The following is an 18,175-nucleotide window of genomic DNA, read 5'->3' as shown; positions in this document are numbered from 1 at the left end:
ACATGTCCAATGACGACGCACGGCTTCTCGACTACCTCAAGCGGGTCACGGCGGATCTGCACCAGACCCGGCGCAGGCTCCAGGAGGCCGAGAACCAGGACCACGAACCCATCGCCGTGGTGGCGATGAGCTGCCGCTACCCGGGAGGCGTCAGCACCCCCGAGGACCTGTGGCGGCTCGTGGCCGAGGGCCGGGACGCCATCTCCACCTTCCCCACCGACCGGGGCTGGGACCTCGACGCCCTGCGCGGCGACGAGGCCGACAGCAGCGGCGGGTCCGGCAGCAGTTACGTCAACGAGGGCGGCTTCGTCAGCGACGTCGCCGGATTCGACGCCGGCTTCTTCGGGATCAGCCCCAATGAGGCGCTCACCATGGACCCGCAGCAGCGGCTGCTGCTGGAGGTGTCCTGGGAGGCGATCGAGCGGGCCGGGATCGACCCGGAGTCGCTGCGCGGCAAGCCCGTCGGCGTGTTCGCGGGCTCCGGGATCCAGGACTACGAGTACATCGTCGGGGCGGCGGGCGAGGTCGCCGAGGCCTATATGACCACCGGCAACGCCGCCGCCGTCATCTCCGGCCGGATCTCCTACGCCCTGGGCCTCGAAGGCCCCGCCGTCACCATCGACACCGCCTGCTCCTCCTCGCTGGTCTCCCTCCACCTGGCGGCGCAGGCGCTGCGGCAGCGCGAATGCTCGCTGGCCCTGGCGGGCGGCGTCATGGTGATGTCGACCCCGTCGCCGTTCATCGCGTTCAGCCGGCAGCGCGGCCTCGCCCCCGACGGCCGCTGCAAGGCCTTCGCCGAGGCCGCCGACGGCACCGGCTGGTCCGAGGGCGCGGGCATGCTCGTCCTCGAACGGCTCGCGGACGCCCGGCGCAACGGCCACCCCGTCCTCGCCGTCGTCCGTGGCTCCGCCGTCAACCAGGACGGCGCCAGCAACGGCCTGACCGCCCCCAACGGCCGCGCCCAGCAACGCGTCATCCGCCAGGCCCTCGCCAACGCCCGGCTCTCCGCCGCCCACGTCGACGTCGTCGAGGGGCACGGCACCGGCACGACCCTGGGCGACCCGATCGAGGCGCAGGCCCTGCTGGCCACCTACGGCCAGGGGCGCGAGGAGGACCGGCCGCTGTGGCTCGGCTCCATCAAGTCCAACATGGGCCACGCCCAGGCCGCCGCCGGTGTCGGCAGCATCATCAAGATGGTCGAGGCACTGCGCCACGGCGTGCTGCCCAGGACGCTCCACGTGGACGAGCCGTCGAGCCATGTCGACTGGTCCGCCGGGCGGGTCCGGCTGCTGACCGAGACCCGGGAGTGGGAGCGGGCCGAGGACCGCCCGCGACGGGCCGGTGTCTCGGCCTTCGGAGTGAGCGGCACCAACGCCCACATCATCCTTGAGGAGGCCCCGGAGGAGCCGGCCGAGGAACCGGCGGCGGACACGGACAAAAGCCCCGAGACCTCCGAGGCCCCCGCCGTCACCCCGCTGCCCGCCCTCCTGCCCTGGCTGGTCTCCGCCCGCGACGCCCCGGCCCTCGCCGCCCAGGCGGGCCGGGTGCACGCCCGTGTCACGGCCGGTCCGGAGCTGTCCGAAGCCGACCTCACGTACTCCCTGGCGACCGGGCGCGCCTCCCTCGACCACCGCGCGGTGGTCCTCGCGGAGAGCCGTGACGCGGCCCTCTCCGGTCTCGCGGCACTGGCCGAGGGGCAGGCGGCGCACCCCGGGCTGGTGCGGGGGACGGTCACGCAGGGCAGGACGGCGTTTCTGTTCACGGGTCAGGGTGCGCAGCGGCTGGGGATGGGCCGTGGGTTGTACGAGGCGTTCCCGGTGTTCGCGGCGGCGTTCGACGCGGTGTGTGCGGAGGTCGACGCGCACCTCGGGCGGTCGTTGCGCGAGGTGGTGTGGGGTGAGGACGCGGAGGCGCTGAACGCGACCGCGCTCACCCAGCCCGCGCTGTTCGCCTTTGAGGTGGCGTTGTTCCGGCTGGTCGAGGCGTGGGGTGTGACCCCTGATGTGGTGGTCGGGCACTCCATCGGTGAGCTGGCCGCCGCCCATGTCTCCGGTGTGCTGTCCCTGGCGGATGCGGCCCGACTGGTGGTGGCGCGTGGTCGGTTGATGCAGGAGCTTCCCGCCGGTGGCGTGATGGTGGCAGTCCAGGCGACCGAGGCCGAGGTCCTGGCGGTGCTGACCGAGGGCGTGGGCATCGCGGCGGTCAACGGCCCGCAGGCCGTGGTGGTGTCGGGCACCGAGACGGCGGCCCTCGCGGTGGGCGAGCACTTTTCCGCTCTCGGCCGCAAGACGAGCAGGCTCGCCGTCTCGCACGCCTTCCACTCGGCGCTGATGGAACCGATGCTGGAGGAGTTCCGGGCGGTCGCGGCCGGGCTGGCCTATGGAGAGCCGACCGTCTCGGTGGTCTCGACCGTCTCCGGCGCGCTGTCCTCGGAGTGGCGGTCGCCGGAGTACTGGGTCGACCAGGTCCGCCGGCCGGTCCGGTTCGCGGATGCCGTCCGCACCGCCGAGGGCCTGGGCGCGCGGACGTTCGTGGAGATCGGGCCGGACGCCGTACTGACCGCCGTCGGCGCCGGTTCGGCCACCGACGACACCACCGCTTTCGTCCCGCTGCTGCGCCGCGACCGCGTCGAGGCCCGCGAGACCCTGACCGGGCTCGGGACGGCCTGGGCGCGGGGGGCCGACGTCGGCTGGGACGCGTTCTACGCCGGTTCCGGTGCGCGCCGCGTCGACCTTCCCACGTACGCCTTCCAGCGCACCCGTTACTGGGTCGAGGGCAGTGCGTCCGCCGGTGACCTCTCGGCCGCCGGGCTCGCCGCCGCCGAGCATCCGCTGCTCGGTGCCGTCGTCTCGCTCGCCGACTCCGGCGGTGTCGTCCTGACCGGCCGGCTGTCCGTGTCGTCCCAGCCGTGGCTGGCCGACCACGTCGTCGGCGACTCCGTCGTCTTCCCCGGCACCGGCTTCGTCGAACTGGCCGTCCGCGCCGGTGACCAGGTCGGCTGCGAGTCGCTCGACGAGCTGATGCTCCGGGCCCCGCTCGTCCTCCCGGAGCGGGGTGCCGTCGCCCTTCAGGTCGAGGTCGGCGCGGCGGACGCCTCCGGCCGGCGCCCGGTCAGCGTGCACTCGCGCCGCGACGACCAGCCCGACCAGCCCTGGACGCTGCACGCGGCCGGGGTGCTGGCGGCCACGACCGCCGGCTCCGCCTCCTTCGACCTGGCCGCCTGGCCGCCCGCCGCCGCGACACCGATCGCGACGGACGGCGTGTACGAGGAGCTGGCCGCCGCCGGTCTCGCGTACGGGCCCGCCTTCCGGGGGCTGACGGCCGCCTGGCGGTCCGGGACCGAGATCTTCGCCGAGGTCGCGCTGCCCGAGCGGGCGCGGCCCGGGGCCGCCGCGTTCGGTCTGCACCCGGCGCTGCTGGACGCCTCCCTGCACGGTTCCGTGTTCACGGACCTCTTCGCCGGGGCCACCGGCCCGGTCCTGCCCTTCGTCTGGACGGGGGTACGGCTGCACGCCTCCGGTGCCGCGCGGCTGCGGGTCCGGATCGCCCCGGACGGCGCGGGCTCCCTCGCGCTGTCCGTCGCCGACGAGTCCGGCCGGCCCGTGCTGTCCGTCGACTCCCTCGCGATGCGCGAGGTCTCCGCCGAGCAGCTCGCCGCCGCCCGCACGGTCGCCCACGAGTCCCTGTTCGCCCTGGACTGGGCCGAAGTCCCGGTGGTGGAAGCCCGGTTCGCGCCGGTCGACTGGTCCGACCTGGACGCCGACGGGCCGGTGCCCGAGAGCGTCGTCCTGCGGTCCCGGCACAGCGGCACCGACCCCGGGGCCATCCGTGCCGCCACCACCGAGACACTTGCCGCGCTCCAGCGCTGGCTGGCCGACGAGCGGTACGCGGGCTCGCGCCTGCTCGTCGCGACCAGCGGGGCGGTCGCCCGCGACGGCGGCACCCACGAGGACGTCACCGACCTGGCCGGGTCCGCGGTCTGGGGCCTGGTGCGCTCCGCGCAGGCGGAACACCCCGGACGGTTCCTCCTCGCGGACCTCGACGACCTCACCGACGCCGAGCAGGCCGCCGCCGCGCTGGCCTCCGGCGAGTCCCAGACCCTCGTGCGCGGCACGACCGTGTACGGCGCCCGCCTCACCCGCCTCACGGACGACCCCGAGCGGCGTGTGCGCCCGGACTTCGGCAACGGCACCGTCCTGGTCACCGGTGCGACCGGCGCGCTCGGCCGCCTGGTGGCCCGCCGGCTCGTCGAGCACCACGGGGTGCGGAGCCTGCTGCTGGTCTCCCGGCGCGGCACGGACGCCCCCGGCGCGGTGGAGCTGCGCGCCGAACTCCGGGGCCTCGGCGCGGAGGCCACCGTACGGGCCTGCGACGTCGCGGACCGCGACGCGCTCGCCGCCCTCGTCACCGGGGTGCCGCTCACCGGCGTCGTCCACCTCGCCGGGGTGCTCGACGACACGCTGATCGCCTCGCTGACCCCGCAGAGCCTGGACACCGTCCTGCGGGCCAAGGCCGATGCCGCGCTGCACCTGCACGAACTGACGCGCGGCCTGGAGCTGTCGGCCTTCGTGCTGTTCTCCTCCGCCACGGGCGTGCTCGGCGTGCCCGGACAGGGCAACTACGGCGCGGCGAACGCCCTGCTCGACGGGCTCGCCGCCCACCGCCGGGCCCACGGCCTGCCCGCCCTGTCCCTCGCCTGGGGGCTGTGGGCGAGCGGCATGTCCGGCGCCCTGACCGACGCCGACCTCCAGCGCATGAGCCGGACCGGCATCGGCGCCCTCACCTCCGCGTACGGCCTGGACCTCTTCGACCGGGCCCTGACGGTCGGCACCCCCGTCGTCCTGCCGATCCGGCTGGACGTGCGCACCCTGGCGGAGGCGGGCGACGCCCTGCCACCGCTGTTCCGGAAGCTCGTGCGCGTACGGCCCCGGCGCGCCGCCGCCTCCACGCCGGAGGCGGCCGGGGCCCTGCGCGGCCGGCTGGCCGGTCTCGGCCGGGAGGAGCAGGAGACCGTCCTGCTCGACCTGGTGCGTACCCAGGTCGCGGTGGCCCTCGGCTACCCCGGGCCGGACGCGGTCGACGGGACCCGCGCGTTCAGCGAACTCGGCTTCGACTCGCTCACGGCCGTCGAGTTCCGCAACGCCGTCAGCGCCGCCGCCGAGGTCCGGCTGCCCGCGACCCTGGCCTTCGACTACCCGAGCCCCCGTGCCCTGGCCCGGCACCTGCTCGACGAACTCGGCGGATCGGCCGACGAGGTGCGGCCCTCGCGCGCGGCCCTCACGGCGGGCTCCGACGAGGACGACCCGATCGTCATCGTCTCCATGGCCTGCCGCTACCCGGGCGGGGTGACCTCGCCCGAGGAGCTGTGGCGGCTCGTCGCCGACGGCGTGGACGCCGTCACCGGCTTCCCCGGCAACCGGGGCTGGGACCTCGACCGCATCTACGACCCCACCTCCGAGCGCCCGCACACCAGCTACGCCAACGAGGGCGGATTCCTGCACGAGGCCGGGGAGTTCGACCCGGCGTTCTTCGGGATCAGCCCCAACGAGGCCGCCGTCATGGACCCGCAGCAGTTCCTGCTGCTGGAGACGGCCTGGGAGGCGTTCGAGCGGGCCGGGATCGACCCGGAGACCCTGCGGTCCAGCATGACCGGCTACTACGCCGGGATGATGTACCACGACTACGCGGCCAACAACAGCACGGGAGCCATCGCCTCCGGACGCGTCTCGTACGTGTTCGGACTGGAAGGCCCGGCCGTCACCGTGGACACGGCGTGCTCGTCCTCGCTGGTGGCACTGCACATGGCGGCCCAGGCGCTGCGGTCCGGCGAGTGCTCGCTCGCGCTGGCCGGAGGCGTGGCCGTGATGGCCACCCCCGAGGTCTTCGTGGAGTTCAGCCGGCAGCGCGGCCTGGCCCCGGACGGCCGCTGCAAGTCTTTCGGCATCGGCGCCAACGGCACCGGCTGGGGCGAGGGCGCGGGTGTCCTGCTGCTGGAGCGGCTGTCGGACGCGCGGCGCAACGGCCACCCGGTCCTCGCGGTGGTCCGGGGCTCGGCCCTCAACCAGGACGGCGCCAGCAACGGTCTGACCGCCCCCAACGGGCCGTCCCAGCAGCGCGTCATCCGTCAGGCCCTCGCCAACGCGGGCCTGACGGCCGCCGAGGTCGACGCCGTCGAGGCGCACGGCACCGGGACGACCCTGGGCGACCCGATCGAGGCTCAGGCCCTGCTCGCCACCTACGGCCGGGACAGGCCCGAGGGCCGGCCGCTGTGGCTGGGCTCCATCAAGTCCAACATGGGTCACACGCAGGCGGCGGCCGGGGTCGCGGGCATCATCAAGATGGTCATGGCGATGCGGCACGGTGTGCTGCCGCCGTCCCTGCACGCGGAGGAGCGCTCGGACCAGATCGACTGGTCGGCCGGTGAGGTGGAGCTGCTGACCGAGGCCCGGGAGTGGCAGCCGGGCGAACGGCCGAGGCGCGCGGGCATCTCCTCGTTCGGGATCAGCGGGACGAACGCCCATGTGATCGTCGAGGAGGCCCCCGCCGACGCGGAGGAGCCGGTGACGGAGCGGGCCGAACTCCCGTCGGTCCCCTGGGTGGTGTCGGCCAAGTCGCCGGAGGCGCTGGCCGGTCAGGCCGCGCGGCTGTTGACGGTGGCCGATGAGTACGCCCCCGAGGACATCGGGTTCTCCCTGGTGACCTCGAAGGCGGCGTTCGAGCACCGCGCGGTGGTGCTCGGCGACCGAGTGGACGCGCTGACAGCCCTCGCGGCGGGCGCGGACCATCCGGAACTGGTGCGGGGAGTGGTGGCGCAGGGCAGGACGGCGTTCCTGTTCACGGGGCAGGGCGCGCAGCGGCTGGGAATGGGGCGTGGGCTGTATGAAGCGTTTCCGCGGTTCGCGGAGGCGTTCGACGCCGTGTGCGCGGAGATCGACGCACACCTGGATCGGCCGCTGCGCGAGGTGGCGTGGGGCGAGGACGCGGAGGCGTTGAACGCGACAGCGATGGCACAGCCCGCGCTGTTCGCGTTCGAGGTGGCGTTGTTCCGGTTGGTCGAGGGCTGGGGTGTGACGCCTGATGTGGTGGTGGGGCACTCCATTGGTGAGGTGGCTGCCGCGCATGTGGCGGGGGTTCTGTCGCTGGCGGATGCGGTCCGGTTGGTGGTGGCTCGTGGTCGGTTGATGCAGGAGCTTCCTGCCGGTGGTGCGATGGTCGCGGTCCAGGCGACCGAGGCGGAAGTCCGGCCGCTGCTGACGGAGGGTGTGGGCATTGCGGCCGTCAACGGACCTACGTCCGTGGTGGTTTCCGGGACGGAGGCTGCCGCGCTGGCGGTGGGTGAGCACTTTGCCGCGCTCGGTCGTAAGACGAGTCGGCTGTCTGTCTCGCATGCGTTCCATTCGGCGTTGATGGAGCCGATGTTGTCGGCGTTCCGGGAGGTGGCGGCGGGGCTGGTCTTCAACGAGCCGCGTCTGTCGGTGGTCTCCACGGTCACGGGCCAGCTCTCGTCGGAGTGGCAGTCGCCGGAGTACTGGGTCGATCAGGTCCGCCGGCCCGTCCGGTTCGCGGACGCGGTCCGCAGTGCCGAGGAGTGGGGCGCGCGGACGTTCGTGGAGATCGGCCCGGACGCGGTGCTCACCGCGCTCGGCACTGAGTCCGGTGTGTCCGTTCCGCTGCTGCGCAGGAACCGTCCGGAGCCGGAAGCCGTGGTCGCGGCCCTGGGGCGGTTGTATGTGGAGGGTGCTCGGGTGGACTGGGAGGCCTTCTACGCCGGCTCCGGTGCGCGCCGGGTGGAGCTGCCCACGTACGCCTTCCAGCGCACCCGCTACTGGGTCGGCACCGAGGAGTACCTCGCCAACTCCTGGATCGCTTCCGGCGGCGGCAGCATGGCGACGGCCGGTCTGACCGATGCCGGGCACCCGCTGCTCGGTGCGGTGCTGCCGTCCCCCGACACCGACGTGGTCACCTTCACCGGCCGGCTCTCGGCCGGTACGCACGGCTGGATCGCCGACCACGACGTCCTCGGGTCCGTCCTGCTGCCGGGCACCGGTTTCGTGGAGCTGGCCATCCGGGCCGGTGACCAGGTCGGCTGCGACGTCCTGGAGGAGCTGGCCCTTCAGGCGCCGCTCATCCTCCCCGAGCGCGGGGCCGTGGCCGTGCAGATGGTGCTCGGCGCCGCCGACGCCTCCGCCCGGCGTTCGGTGAGCGTCTACTCCCGGGCCGAGGACCGCCCGGATCTGCCCTGGACCCTGCATGCCGACGGCGTACTCGCCTCCGGCGCCGGGGCCACCGGCTTCGACCTCTCGGCCTGGCCGCCCGCAGGGGCGGACGAACTGCCTTTGGACGGTGCGTACGAGGGGCTGCGCGAGCGGGGCTTCGGATACGGGCCGACCTTCCAGGGGCTCAAGGCCGCCTGGCGGGACGGCGAGGTGCTGTACGCGGAGGTGGCCCTCCCGGAGCAGGCCCACGCCGAGGCCGAGAAGTTCGGCATCCACCCGGCGCTCCTGGACGCCGCGATGCACGCGGCACTGGTGAACGGCACCGGCGGCGACGAGACTGTACTGCCCTTCGTATGGCGGGACGTCACCCTGCACGCGACGGGTGCTTCCGTCGTACGGGTACGCATCACCCAGCCCACCCCGGAAAGCCTCTCCTTGCAGGTCGCCGACGCCACCGGAGCCCCCGTGGCCACCGTTGGCGCGGTCGTCGGCCGGCCCGTCTCCACCGAGCAGCTCGACACCGACGGGCACGACTCCCTCTTCCGTATCGCCTGGAACCAGCTTCCCGCCACGCACACGCCGCCCTCGGCCGACGTACCCGCGCCGGTCGTATTCGAGTGCGGACTGCGCGGCCTGGACGAGGACGTTCCGGGTGCGGTGCGTGGCGTGGTGGGTCGTGTGTTGGGTGTGGTGCAGGAGTGGTTGTCGGTGGAGCGGGCTGGGGGTGTGGTGTTGGCGGTGGTCACGCGGGGTGCGGTGGCTGTGGGTGATGGTGATGTGGTGGATGTGCGGCAGGCTCCGGTGTGGGGTTTGGTGCGGGCGGCGCAGGCGGAGAATCCGGGCCGGTTCGTGTTGGTGGATACGGATGGTTCGGTGCCGTGGGAGCGGGTGGCGGTTCTGGGTGAGCCGGAGTTGGTGGTGCGGGATGGTGTGGTGTGGGTGCCGCGTCTGGTGCGTGCCACGGGTGGGGGTTCGGGTCCGGTGTGGGGTGCGGACGGGACCGTGTTGATCACGGGTGGTACGGGTGGTCTGGGTGCGCGGGTGGCGCGTCATCTGGTGTCTGTGCATGGTGTGCGGAGTCTGTTGCTGGTCGGTCGTCGGGGTGCGGGGGCGCCGGGTGTTGGTGATCTGGTCGCGGAGCTGTCCGGTCTGGGTGCGTCGGTGTCCGTGGCCGCGTGTGATGTGGCGGACCGGGATGCGTTGGCGGGGGTGATCGCGTCGGTGGATCCGGCGTATCCGCTTCGTGGTGTGGTGCATGTGGCTGGTGTCGCGGACAACGGTGTGGTTGGTTCGTTGACGGTGGAGCGTGTGGATGCGGTGTTGCGTCCGAAGGTGGATGCGGCGTGGTATCTGCATGAGTTGACCCGTGATCTGGACTTGTCGGCGTTTGTGATGTTTTCCTCTGCCGGTGGTCTTGTGCTGGCGGCTGGGCAGGGCAACTACGCGGCGGCCAATGTTTTCCTGGATGCGCTTGCTGTCCGTCGTCATGCCGAAGGGCTTCCGGCCAGTTCCATGGCGTTCGGCCTCTGGGCCGTCGACACCGGCATGACCAGCGTCGACATGCTGGACCTGGCCTCGGAGCGGATGGCGTCCCAGGGGCTGCCCGCGCTGTCCGAGGCCGAGGGGCTGGCGCTGTTCGATGCCGCGCTGGCGTCGGGCCTGGCCGCCACCGTGCCGCTCCGGATCGACATGAACGTCCTGCGCACCCGTGCCGCCGGGCTTCCCGCCCTGCTGCGGGGGCTCGTACGGGTTCCCGTACGCCGCAGCGCACAGTCCGCCGACGGCGGTGACGGGCTCCTTGCCCGGCTGGCCGGACTCGACGCGGTTGCGCGCGCCGACGCGCTCCTGGACCTCGTACGGGCCCAGGTGGCCGGCGTGCTCGGACATGCCTCCGCCGAGGCGATCGAACCCGAACGGGCCTTCAGCGAACTGGGCTTCGACTCGCTCGCTGCCGTCGAGCTGCGCAACCGGCTCGGTGAGGCGACGGGCCTCCGGCTCCCCGCCACGCTGATCTTCGACTACCCGAGTGCTCAGGCGGTCGCCGCGTTCATGGGCGAGGAGGTGGCCGGTTCGGACCGGGCCGCGCTCGTGGCCGCTCGTACGCCGTCCGTCGTTGGCGGGGCGGACGACGACGACCCGGTGGTGATCGTCGGGATGGGCTGCCGGTACCCGGGCGGGGTGACCACCCCGGAAGAGCTGTGGCGGCTGGTCGCGGACGGCGTCGACGCCATCGGCGAGTTTCCGACGGACCGAGGCTGGGACCCGGAGGTGTACGACCCGGAGCCGGGTGCGCCCGGCCGGACGTACGCACGGGAGGGCGGCTTCCTCTACGAGGCAGCGGACTTCGACCCGGTGTTCTTCGGGATCAGCCCCAACGAGGCGCTGATGATGGACCCTCAGCAGCGACAGCTCCTTGAAGTGTCCTGGGAGGCGATCGAGCGGGCCGGGATCGACCCGACCACGCTCAAGGGGTCGTCGACCGGGGTGTTCGCCGGGGTGATGTACCACGACTACGCACTCGGCGTGGAGGCCGCGGCCAGCAGCGGCGGCAGCCTCGTCTCCGGCCGCACCTCGTACACGCTGGGCCTCGAAGGGCCCTCCGTCACCGTCGACACCGCCTGCTCGTCCTCGCTCGTGGCCCTGCACATGGCCGCCCAGGCCATCCGGTCCGGCGAATGCTCGCTGGCTCTGGCCGGCGGGGTCGCCGTCATGGGCACCCCGGGCATGTTCGTGGAGTTCAGCCGGCAGCGCGGGCTCGCCCCCGACGGCCGGTCCAAGTCCTTCGCGGCCTCGGCGGACGGCGTCGCCTGGGGCGAGGGCGCCGGCGTCCTCCTGCTGGAGCGGCTCTCCGACGCCCGGCGCAACGGCCACCCCGTGGTCGCCGTCCTCCGTGGCTCCGCGCTCAACCAGGACGGCGCGAGCAACGGCATGACGGCCCCCAACGGGCCGTCCCAGCAGCGGGTCATCCGTCAGGCCCTCGCCAACGCGGGCCTGACGGCCGCCGAGGTCGACGCCGTCGAGGCGCACGGCACCGGCACCACTCTGGGCGACCCGATCGAGGCGCAGGCGCTGCTGGCCACCTACGGCCAGGGGCGCGCGGAGGACCGGCCGCTGTGGCTCGGCTCCATCAAGTCCAACATGGGCCACACGCAGGCGTCCTCCGGCGTCGCGGGGGTCATCAAGATGGTCATGGCCATGCGCCACGGGGTCCTGCCGAGGACGCTGCACGTGGACGCGCCGTCGGACCAGGTCGACTGGGCCGCCGGGAACGTCGCACTGCTCACCGAGGCCCGCGAGTGGGAGCCCACGGACCGGCCGCGCCGGGCCGGCGTCTCCTCCTTCGGGATCAGCGGGACCAACGCCCATGTGATCGTCGAGGAAGCGCCCGAGGCGGTCGCGGAGACGGTGTCCCCGGGCGCCGGACTCCCTTCCGTGCCCTGGGTGTTGTCGGCCAAGAGTCCGCAGGCCCTGGCGGCTCGGGCCGAGCGGCTGCTGGAGCAGGTCGCGGAGCGGCCCGACACGGCTCCGGCCGATCTCGGGCTGTCGCTGGTCGCCACCCGCACCGCCTTCGCCCACCGTGCCGTGGTCGTGGGCGCGGAGAACGAGGAGCTGCTGCGCGGTCTGACCGCCCTGGCCCAGGGGCGCAACGCGCCCGCTGTGGCCGTCGGCCAGGCGCGCCGCAGCGGAAGGACGGCGTTCCTGTTCACCGGGCAGGGCGCGCAGCGGCTGGATATGGGGCGCGGGCTGTACGACGCGTTCCCGGTGTTCGCGGGCGCGTTCGACGCGGTGTGTGCGGAGGTCGACGCGCACCTCGGGCGGTCGTTGCGCGAGGTGGTGTGGGGTGAGGACGTGGAGGCGCTGAACGCGACCGCGCTCACGCAACCCGCGCTGTTCGCCTTCGAGGTGGCGCTGTTCCGGCTCGTCGAGGCATGGGGCGTGACGCCGGACGTGGTGGTCGGGCACTCCATCGGTGAGCTGGCCGCCGCCCATGTGGCGGGGGTTCTCTCCCTCGCGGACGCGGCCCGACTGGTGGTGGCGCGTGGTCGGCTGATGCAGGAGCTTCCTACTGGTGGTGTGATGGTCGCGGTCCAGGCGTCGGAGGACGAGGTCCTGCCGCTGCTGACGGACGGCGTGGGCATCGCGGCGGTCAACGGGCCGCAGTCCGTCGTCGTTTCGGGCACCGAGGCCGCCGCGCTCGCCGTCGGAGAGCACTTCGCCGCCGCAGGCCGCAAGACCAGCAGGCTCGCCGTCTCGCACGCCTTCCACTCGGCCCTGATGGAGCCGATGCTGGACGAGTTCCGGGCGGTGGCGCAGGGTCTGGTGTACAGCGAGCCGCGTCTCCAGGTCGTCTCCACCGTCACCGGCGAGCTGTCCTCGGACTGGCAGTCCCCGGAGTACTGGGTCGACCAGGTCCGCAGGCCCGTCCGCTTCGTCGATGCCGTGGACGCGCTGGAGCGGCAGGGCGTCACCCGGTTCCTGGAGATCGGCCCGGACGGCATCCTGACCGGCCTCGCCCAGCAGATCGTCGACGCCGACGGCGCACCCCACGAGGGCGGCGGCGAGCGCGTCCTCGTGCCGGCCGTGCGCCGGAACCGGCCCGAGCCGGAGGCCCTGGTCACGGCCGTGGCCCGGCTGCATGTGGACGGTGTCCGGGTGGACTGGGAAGCGTTCTACGCCGGTACCGGCGCGCGTCGGGTCGACCTTCCCACGTACCCCTTCCAGCGCACCCGCTACTGGGTGGACGCGGCCAAGCCGGCGACCGACGCCGTGGCCGTGGGCCAGGACGCGCTGGATCACCCGCTGCTCGCGGCCGTCGTGACGTCCCCCGACTCCGACACGGTGACCTTCACCGCCAGGATCTCCCTGGACGCCCAGCCCTGGGTGGCCGATCACGCCGTGCACGGCAGCATCCTGCTTCCCGGCACGGGCTTCGTGGAGCTCGCGCTCCGGGCCGCCGACCACGTCGGCTGCGGGCTGCTGGAGGAACTGACCCTCTACGCACCGCTCGTCCTGCCGGAACGGGGCGGCGTCGCGCTCCAGGTCGTCGTCGGCGAGCCCGACGCGCGGGCCCGGCGCACCGTCCGTGTGTACTCGCGGCCGGAGAGCAGTCCCGAGGAGCCCTGGACCCGGCACGCCGACGGTGTCCTCGCCCCCACCGCCGGTGCTGCGGGCGACGGGCTCGCCGTCTGGCCGCCCGCCGGTGCGCAGGAGCTGGACGCCGACGGGCTGTACGACGGCCTCCAGGAGCGCGGCTTCGGCTACGGCCCCGTGTTCCAGGGGCTGACGGCGGCCTGGCGGCACGGGGACGCGCTCTGCGCCGAGATCGCGCTGCCCGAGCAGGCGCATCCGGACGCCGGGCGCTTCGGACTGCACCCGGCCCTGCTGGACGCCTCGCTGCACGCGCTCGGCTTCGGCGGGCTCGGGGCCGAGGAGGACGCGGGTCAGGCGCTGCTCCCCTTCTCCTGGTCCGGCGTCACCCTGCACGCGACGTCAGCGACGGCCGTACGGGTCCGGCTCGCCCCGGTCGAGGGCCTGCGCAACGCCGTGCGCATCGACCTCACCGACCCGGCCGGGGCCCCCGTGGCCTCGGTGGACGCGCTGCAACTGCGGCCGGTGGCGGCCGAACAGCTCGGCAGCGCCGGGTTCCGGGACGCGCTGCTGGCCGTCGAGTGGCAGCCGGTCGGCGGCGGCAGCGGGCCGCGCGGGGACTGGGCGGTCGCCGGGCCCGGTCTGGAGGCCGCCGGGGTTCCGGTGGTCGCGGGGCTCGACGCGCTGGGCGCGGCGGGGGCCGATGTGCCGGACCTGGTGCTGCTGCCCGTCCTCGCGGACGGGCCCGGCGCGGGCGGTGAGCGGGAGGTCCCGGCCGGGGTGCGCACCGCCGTGGACGCGGCGCTCGCCGCCGTGCAGCGGTGGCTGGCCGAGCCGAGGTTCGCGCGGTCCCGGCTGGTGCTGGTGACACGGTCTGCGGCGGCCGTCGCAGACGGCGACCCGGTCGATGTGCGGCAGGCTCCGGTGTGGGGTCTGGTGCGGGCGGCGCAGGCGGAGAACCCGGGCCGGTTCGTACTGCTGGACCTGGAGGAGGGCGAGCCGTCGCCGAGGGCGCTGGCCGCCGCGCTCTCCTCGGACGAACCGGAACTGGCCGTGCGCCGGGACAAGGTGCTCGCGCCCCGGCTCGCCCGGTCCGCGGCGCCCGGCGGGGAGACCCCGTGGGACCCGGACGGGACCGTTCTGATCACCGGCGGCACCGGGGGGCTGGGCGCGATCGTCGCCCGTCATCTGGTCACCGAGCACGGCGTACGGCACCTGGTGCTGGCAGGCCGGCGCGGGCTCGGCGCGCCCAACGCGGCCGGGCTCCGCGACGAACTGGCCGCGCTCGGGGCCGAGGTGGAGATCGCCGCCTGCGACGTCTCCGACCGGGCGGCCGCGGCCGCGCTGATCGGGGGCATCGACCCGGCGCACCCGCTGCGCGGAGTCGTCCACGCGGCCGGAATCGCCCACAACGGTCTGGTCGGGGCGCTCACCCCCGATCAGGTGGACCGGGTGCTGGCGGCCAAGGCGGACGCCGCCTGGCATCTGCACGAGCTGACCGCCGGGCTCGACCTGTCCGTGTTCGCGCTGTTCTCCTCGGCCGGCGGCCTCGTCATGGCGGCCGGGCAGGGCAACTACGCGGCGGCCAACGTCTTCCTGGACGCCCTCGCCGCGCACCGCCGCGCGCAGGGGCTCGCCGCCACCTCCATGGCCTTCGGGCTGTGGGCCACCGAGACCGGGCTCAGCCAGTGGCTGGGCGAGGCCGACCTCCAGCGGATGCGGCGCACCGGGACCCCGGCGCTGACCGAGGAGGAGGGCCTGTGGCTCTTCGACGCGGCCGTCGCCGCCGACGCCGGGGCGCTCGTGCCGCTCCGGGTCGACCTGGGCGCGCTGCGGGCCCGTACGGACGAAGTGCCCGCGCTGCTGCGGGCCCTGGCGCCCGCCGGACGCCGCCGGGCCGGAGCAGCGGTCACGGCCCGGGAGGCGGGCGGGCTGGTCCGGAAGGTGCGCGGGCTCGACGAGGCGGCCCGGACCCGGGTCGTGCTCGACGAGGTGCTCGGCCATGCCGCCGAGGTGCTGGGGCACGCCGACCCCGGCGCGGTCGACGCCGAGGCGGGCTTCCTGGAGGCCGGGTTCGACTCGCTGACCGCCGTCGAACTGCGCAACCGGCTGAATGCCGCCTCCGGGCTCTCGCTGCCGGCCATGGTGGTCTTCGACAGCAGGAACCCGCTCGACCTCGCCCGGCAGCTCGCCGGGCGGCTGGCCGCCGCCGAGGGGGAGGCGGGGCAGAGCGCCGCGCCCGCCCCGGACGCCGGGAACGGGATCGACGACACCCTGTACGGGCTGTTCCTCGACGCGATCATGTCGGGGAACCTCCAGCCCGGTCTGGCCATGCTGCGTGCGGTGGCCGCGCTGCGGCCCTCCTTCGCCTCGGCGGCCGATCTGGAGGTGCTGCCCGAAGCGGTCTCGTACGGTCCCCGCACGAAGCCCGCAGCCGAGGGGCCGACGCCGCCCCGGCTGATCTGCCTCAGCACCCCGACCGTGGCCGGCGGAGTGCACCAGCACGCACGGCTCGCGGCCCGGCTCTCGGTGCCGGTGTCCGGGATCCCCACCCCCGGGTTCGCACGCGGGGACGCGCTGCCGGAGTCCTTCGACGCGGCCGTTGACGTCCTCGCCGAGGCCGTCCTGCGGACCGCCGACGGCGATCCGTTCGTGCTGCTCGGCTTCTCCTCGGGAGGTCTGCTGGCCCACGCCACCGCGGCACGCCTGGAGCGGGTGCACGGGGTGCGGCCGGCCGGACTCGTCCTGCTGGACACGTACTACATGGGCCGGACCAACGACGCGATCTTCGACCAGATGGCCTTCGCCGTCCCCGACAAGGCGGCCACGCTCGGCTCCTTCAGCAGCGCCGAACTCTCCGCGATGGGGCGGTACGTGGAGCTGCTGCCGCAGTTCGGCCAGGCGGACATCGAGGCGCCCGTGCTGTTCGTCCGGGCCGGTGACCTCTTCGAGGCGGGCGAGGACGCCGGGATCGGCGGCCGGGACTGGCAGGCCGACTGGGAGGGCGCGGACACCGTGGCGACCGTCCCGGGCACGCATTTCACCATCGTCGAGCAGCACGTCGACACGACGGCCCCCGTCATCGACAGCTGGCTGAAGGACATCAAGGAGCGGATCTCCTCATGAGCACTGGACGACGCGCACACGGACGAGCAGAGGAGGCCGGGCGATGAGCCTGAGTACGCGCCACCCGGCGGCGGTCGGCGCCCCGGCGGAACGCATCCATGAATTCATGCTGGCGGCGGCCGGGACCGCACCCGACAGCCCGGCCGTCTGGGAGGCCGCCGGCGACGGCACCTCCCGGGTGCTGAGCTACCGCCAACTGGAGCGCAGGGCCCACGACTACGCCCTGACGCTGGACGCGCTCGGCCTCGACATCGGGGACCGGGTGATCCTGGAGAGCGACAACTCGGCCTCCGCCGTGGCCGCGCTGCTCGCCTGCTCGATGCTCGGGCTCACCTTCATCCCGGTCAGCCCCGACGTCCCCGACGCCCGGCTGCTGGCCATCACCGCCACCGCCCGCCCCGCCCTGCACCTCCAGGCGGTGACCGGAGGACGGGGCGGGGTGCCGGAGTCCGTCGGTACGGCCCGCTTCGGCCCCGACGGGGTGAGCGTGGAACGCGCGCCGGTACCGCGTACCCGCCACCGGCGCGACCCGGTCTCCACCGACGCCGCGTACATGATCTTCACTTCGGGCACCACGGGCCGCCCCAAGGGCGTGGTCATGAGCCACCGGGGGGTGCTCTCCTTCTACCGGGGCATGCTCCGGCACGCGATCGTCACCGCCCAGGACCGGCTGGCCACCACCTCGCCGCTCCAGTTCGACTTCGCGCTGCTGGACATCGGCCTGGCGCTCGGCTCGGGCGCCCAGCTGATCCCCGTACCGCGCGAACTGATGCACTGGCCGCGCCGGCTGCTGCGCTTCCTCGCCGACACCGGGGCCACCCAGGTCGACGGGGTGCCGTCCATCTGGCGGCCCGTGCTGCGCCACGAGTCCAAGGGGCTGGCCGCGCTGGCGGGGCAGGTGCGCGGGGTGCTGTTCTCCGGCGAGGCCTTCCCGCTGCCCGAACTGCGGCAGCTGCAGGGCCTGTTGCCGCAGGCCCGGGTGGTGAACTGCTTCGGCCCGACCGAGGCGATGGCCTTCTCCCTCACCGATGTGCCCCGTCCGCTGCCCGAGGGCGTCGACAAGCTGTCCATCGGATTCGCCTACCCCGGCGCGGAGATGCTCCTGATCGACGACGAGGGCCGTCCCGTGGAGGAGCCGGGCGTGGTGGGCGAGATCCATCTGCGCGGTCCGTCGCTGTTCACCGGGTACTGGGACGACCCCGAGGCGACCCGGTCCGTGCTCGTGCCCGATCCGCTCAACCCCGCGTCGGGCCAGCTCGTGTACAAGTCGAGCGACCTGGCCTACCGGGGCGAGAGCGGGGAGCTCTACTTCGTCGGGCGCTCCGACCTCCAGGTCAAGATGCGCGGGAACCGGGTGGAGCTGGGCGAGATCGAGCGCCGGCTGCTGGAGTTCCCGGGGGTCGAGGCAGCCGCGGTGGTGGTGCGGCCCCGGCCTGGCGAGGACCCCGAGCTGTACGCGTACGTGGTGCCGTCCCGCGGCTTCGACGCCCTGCCCGTGGCGGTCAGCGCCTTCTGCAAGGAGACCCTGCCCGACTACATGGTGCCGAGGAGGGTCGAGCTGATCCCCGCCCTGCCGCTCACCCCCAACGGCAAGACGGACCGCAGGGCGCTGGCGGCGCTCGTCACCGGGGCCTGACCGCCGTACGTGAGGGGCCCGGACCCGGTGTCCGGGCCCCGACCCCTGTTCCGACCCCTATTCGGGGCCCTGTTTCCACCCCTGTTCCCGTGCACGGAGGACCCTGCCG

Annotated in this window: 2 protein-coding genes; both read left to right on the top strand. The window is 73.9% G+C overall.

Annotated elements, in window-relative coordinates; all coding sequences use genetic code 11:
* The first annotated feature begins 2 nt into the window (after nucleotides 1-2).
* Nucleotides 3-16,430 carry an SDR family NAD(P)-dependent oxidoreductase gene (locus tag RLT58_RS17325; RefSeq protein WP_311311286.1) on the top strand — a complete coding sequence of 5,476 codons (16,428 nt, stop codon included), beginning with the start codon at nucleotides 3-5 and terminating at the stop codon, nucleotides 16,428-16,430.
* Between the two features lie 43 nt (nucleotides 16,431-16,473).
* Entirely contained in the window at nucleotides 16,474-18,066 is a 1,593-nt protein-coding gene (locus RLT58_RS17320; protein ID WP_311311285.1) for an AMP-binding protein, read from the top strand.
* The last annotated feature ends 109 nt before the right edge of the window (nucleotides 18,067-18,175 follow it).

It is taken from the genome of Streptomyces sp. ITFR-16, assembly GCF_031844705.1.
Taxonomy (GTDB): domain Bacteria; phylum Actinomycetota; class Actinomycetes; order Streptomycetales; family Streptomycetaceae; genus Streptomyces.
Note: the sequence above shows the minus strand (reverse complement) of the source record. Positions and strands in the feature narration are given on the sequence as shown.

Bases quoted from the DNA above. Each gene is read 5' to 3' on its own strand.
- RLT58_RS17325 (WP_311311286.1), top strand. From the start codon at position 3: ATGTCCAATGACGACGCACGGCTTCTCGACTACCTCAAGCGGGTCACG.
- RLT58_RS17320 (WP_311311285.1), top strand. From the start codon at position 16,474: ATGAGCCTGAGTACGCGCCACCCGGCGGCGGTCGGCGCCCCGGCGGAA.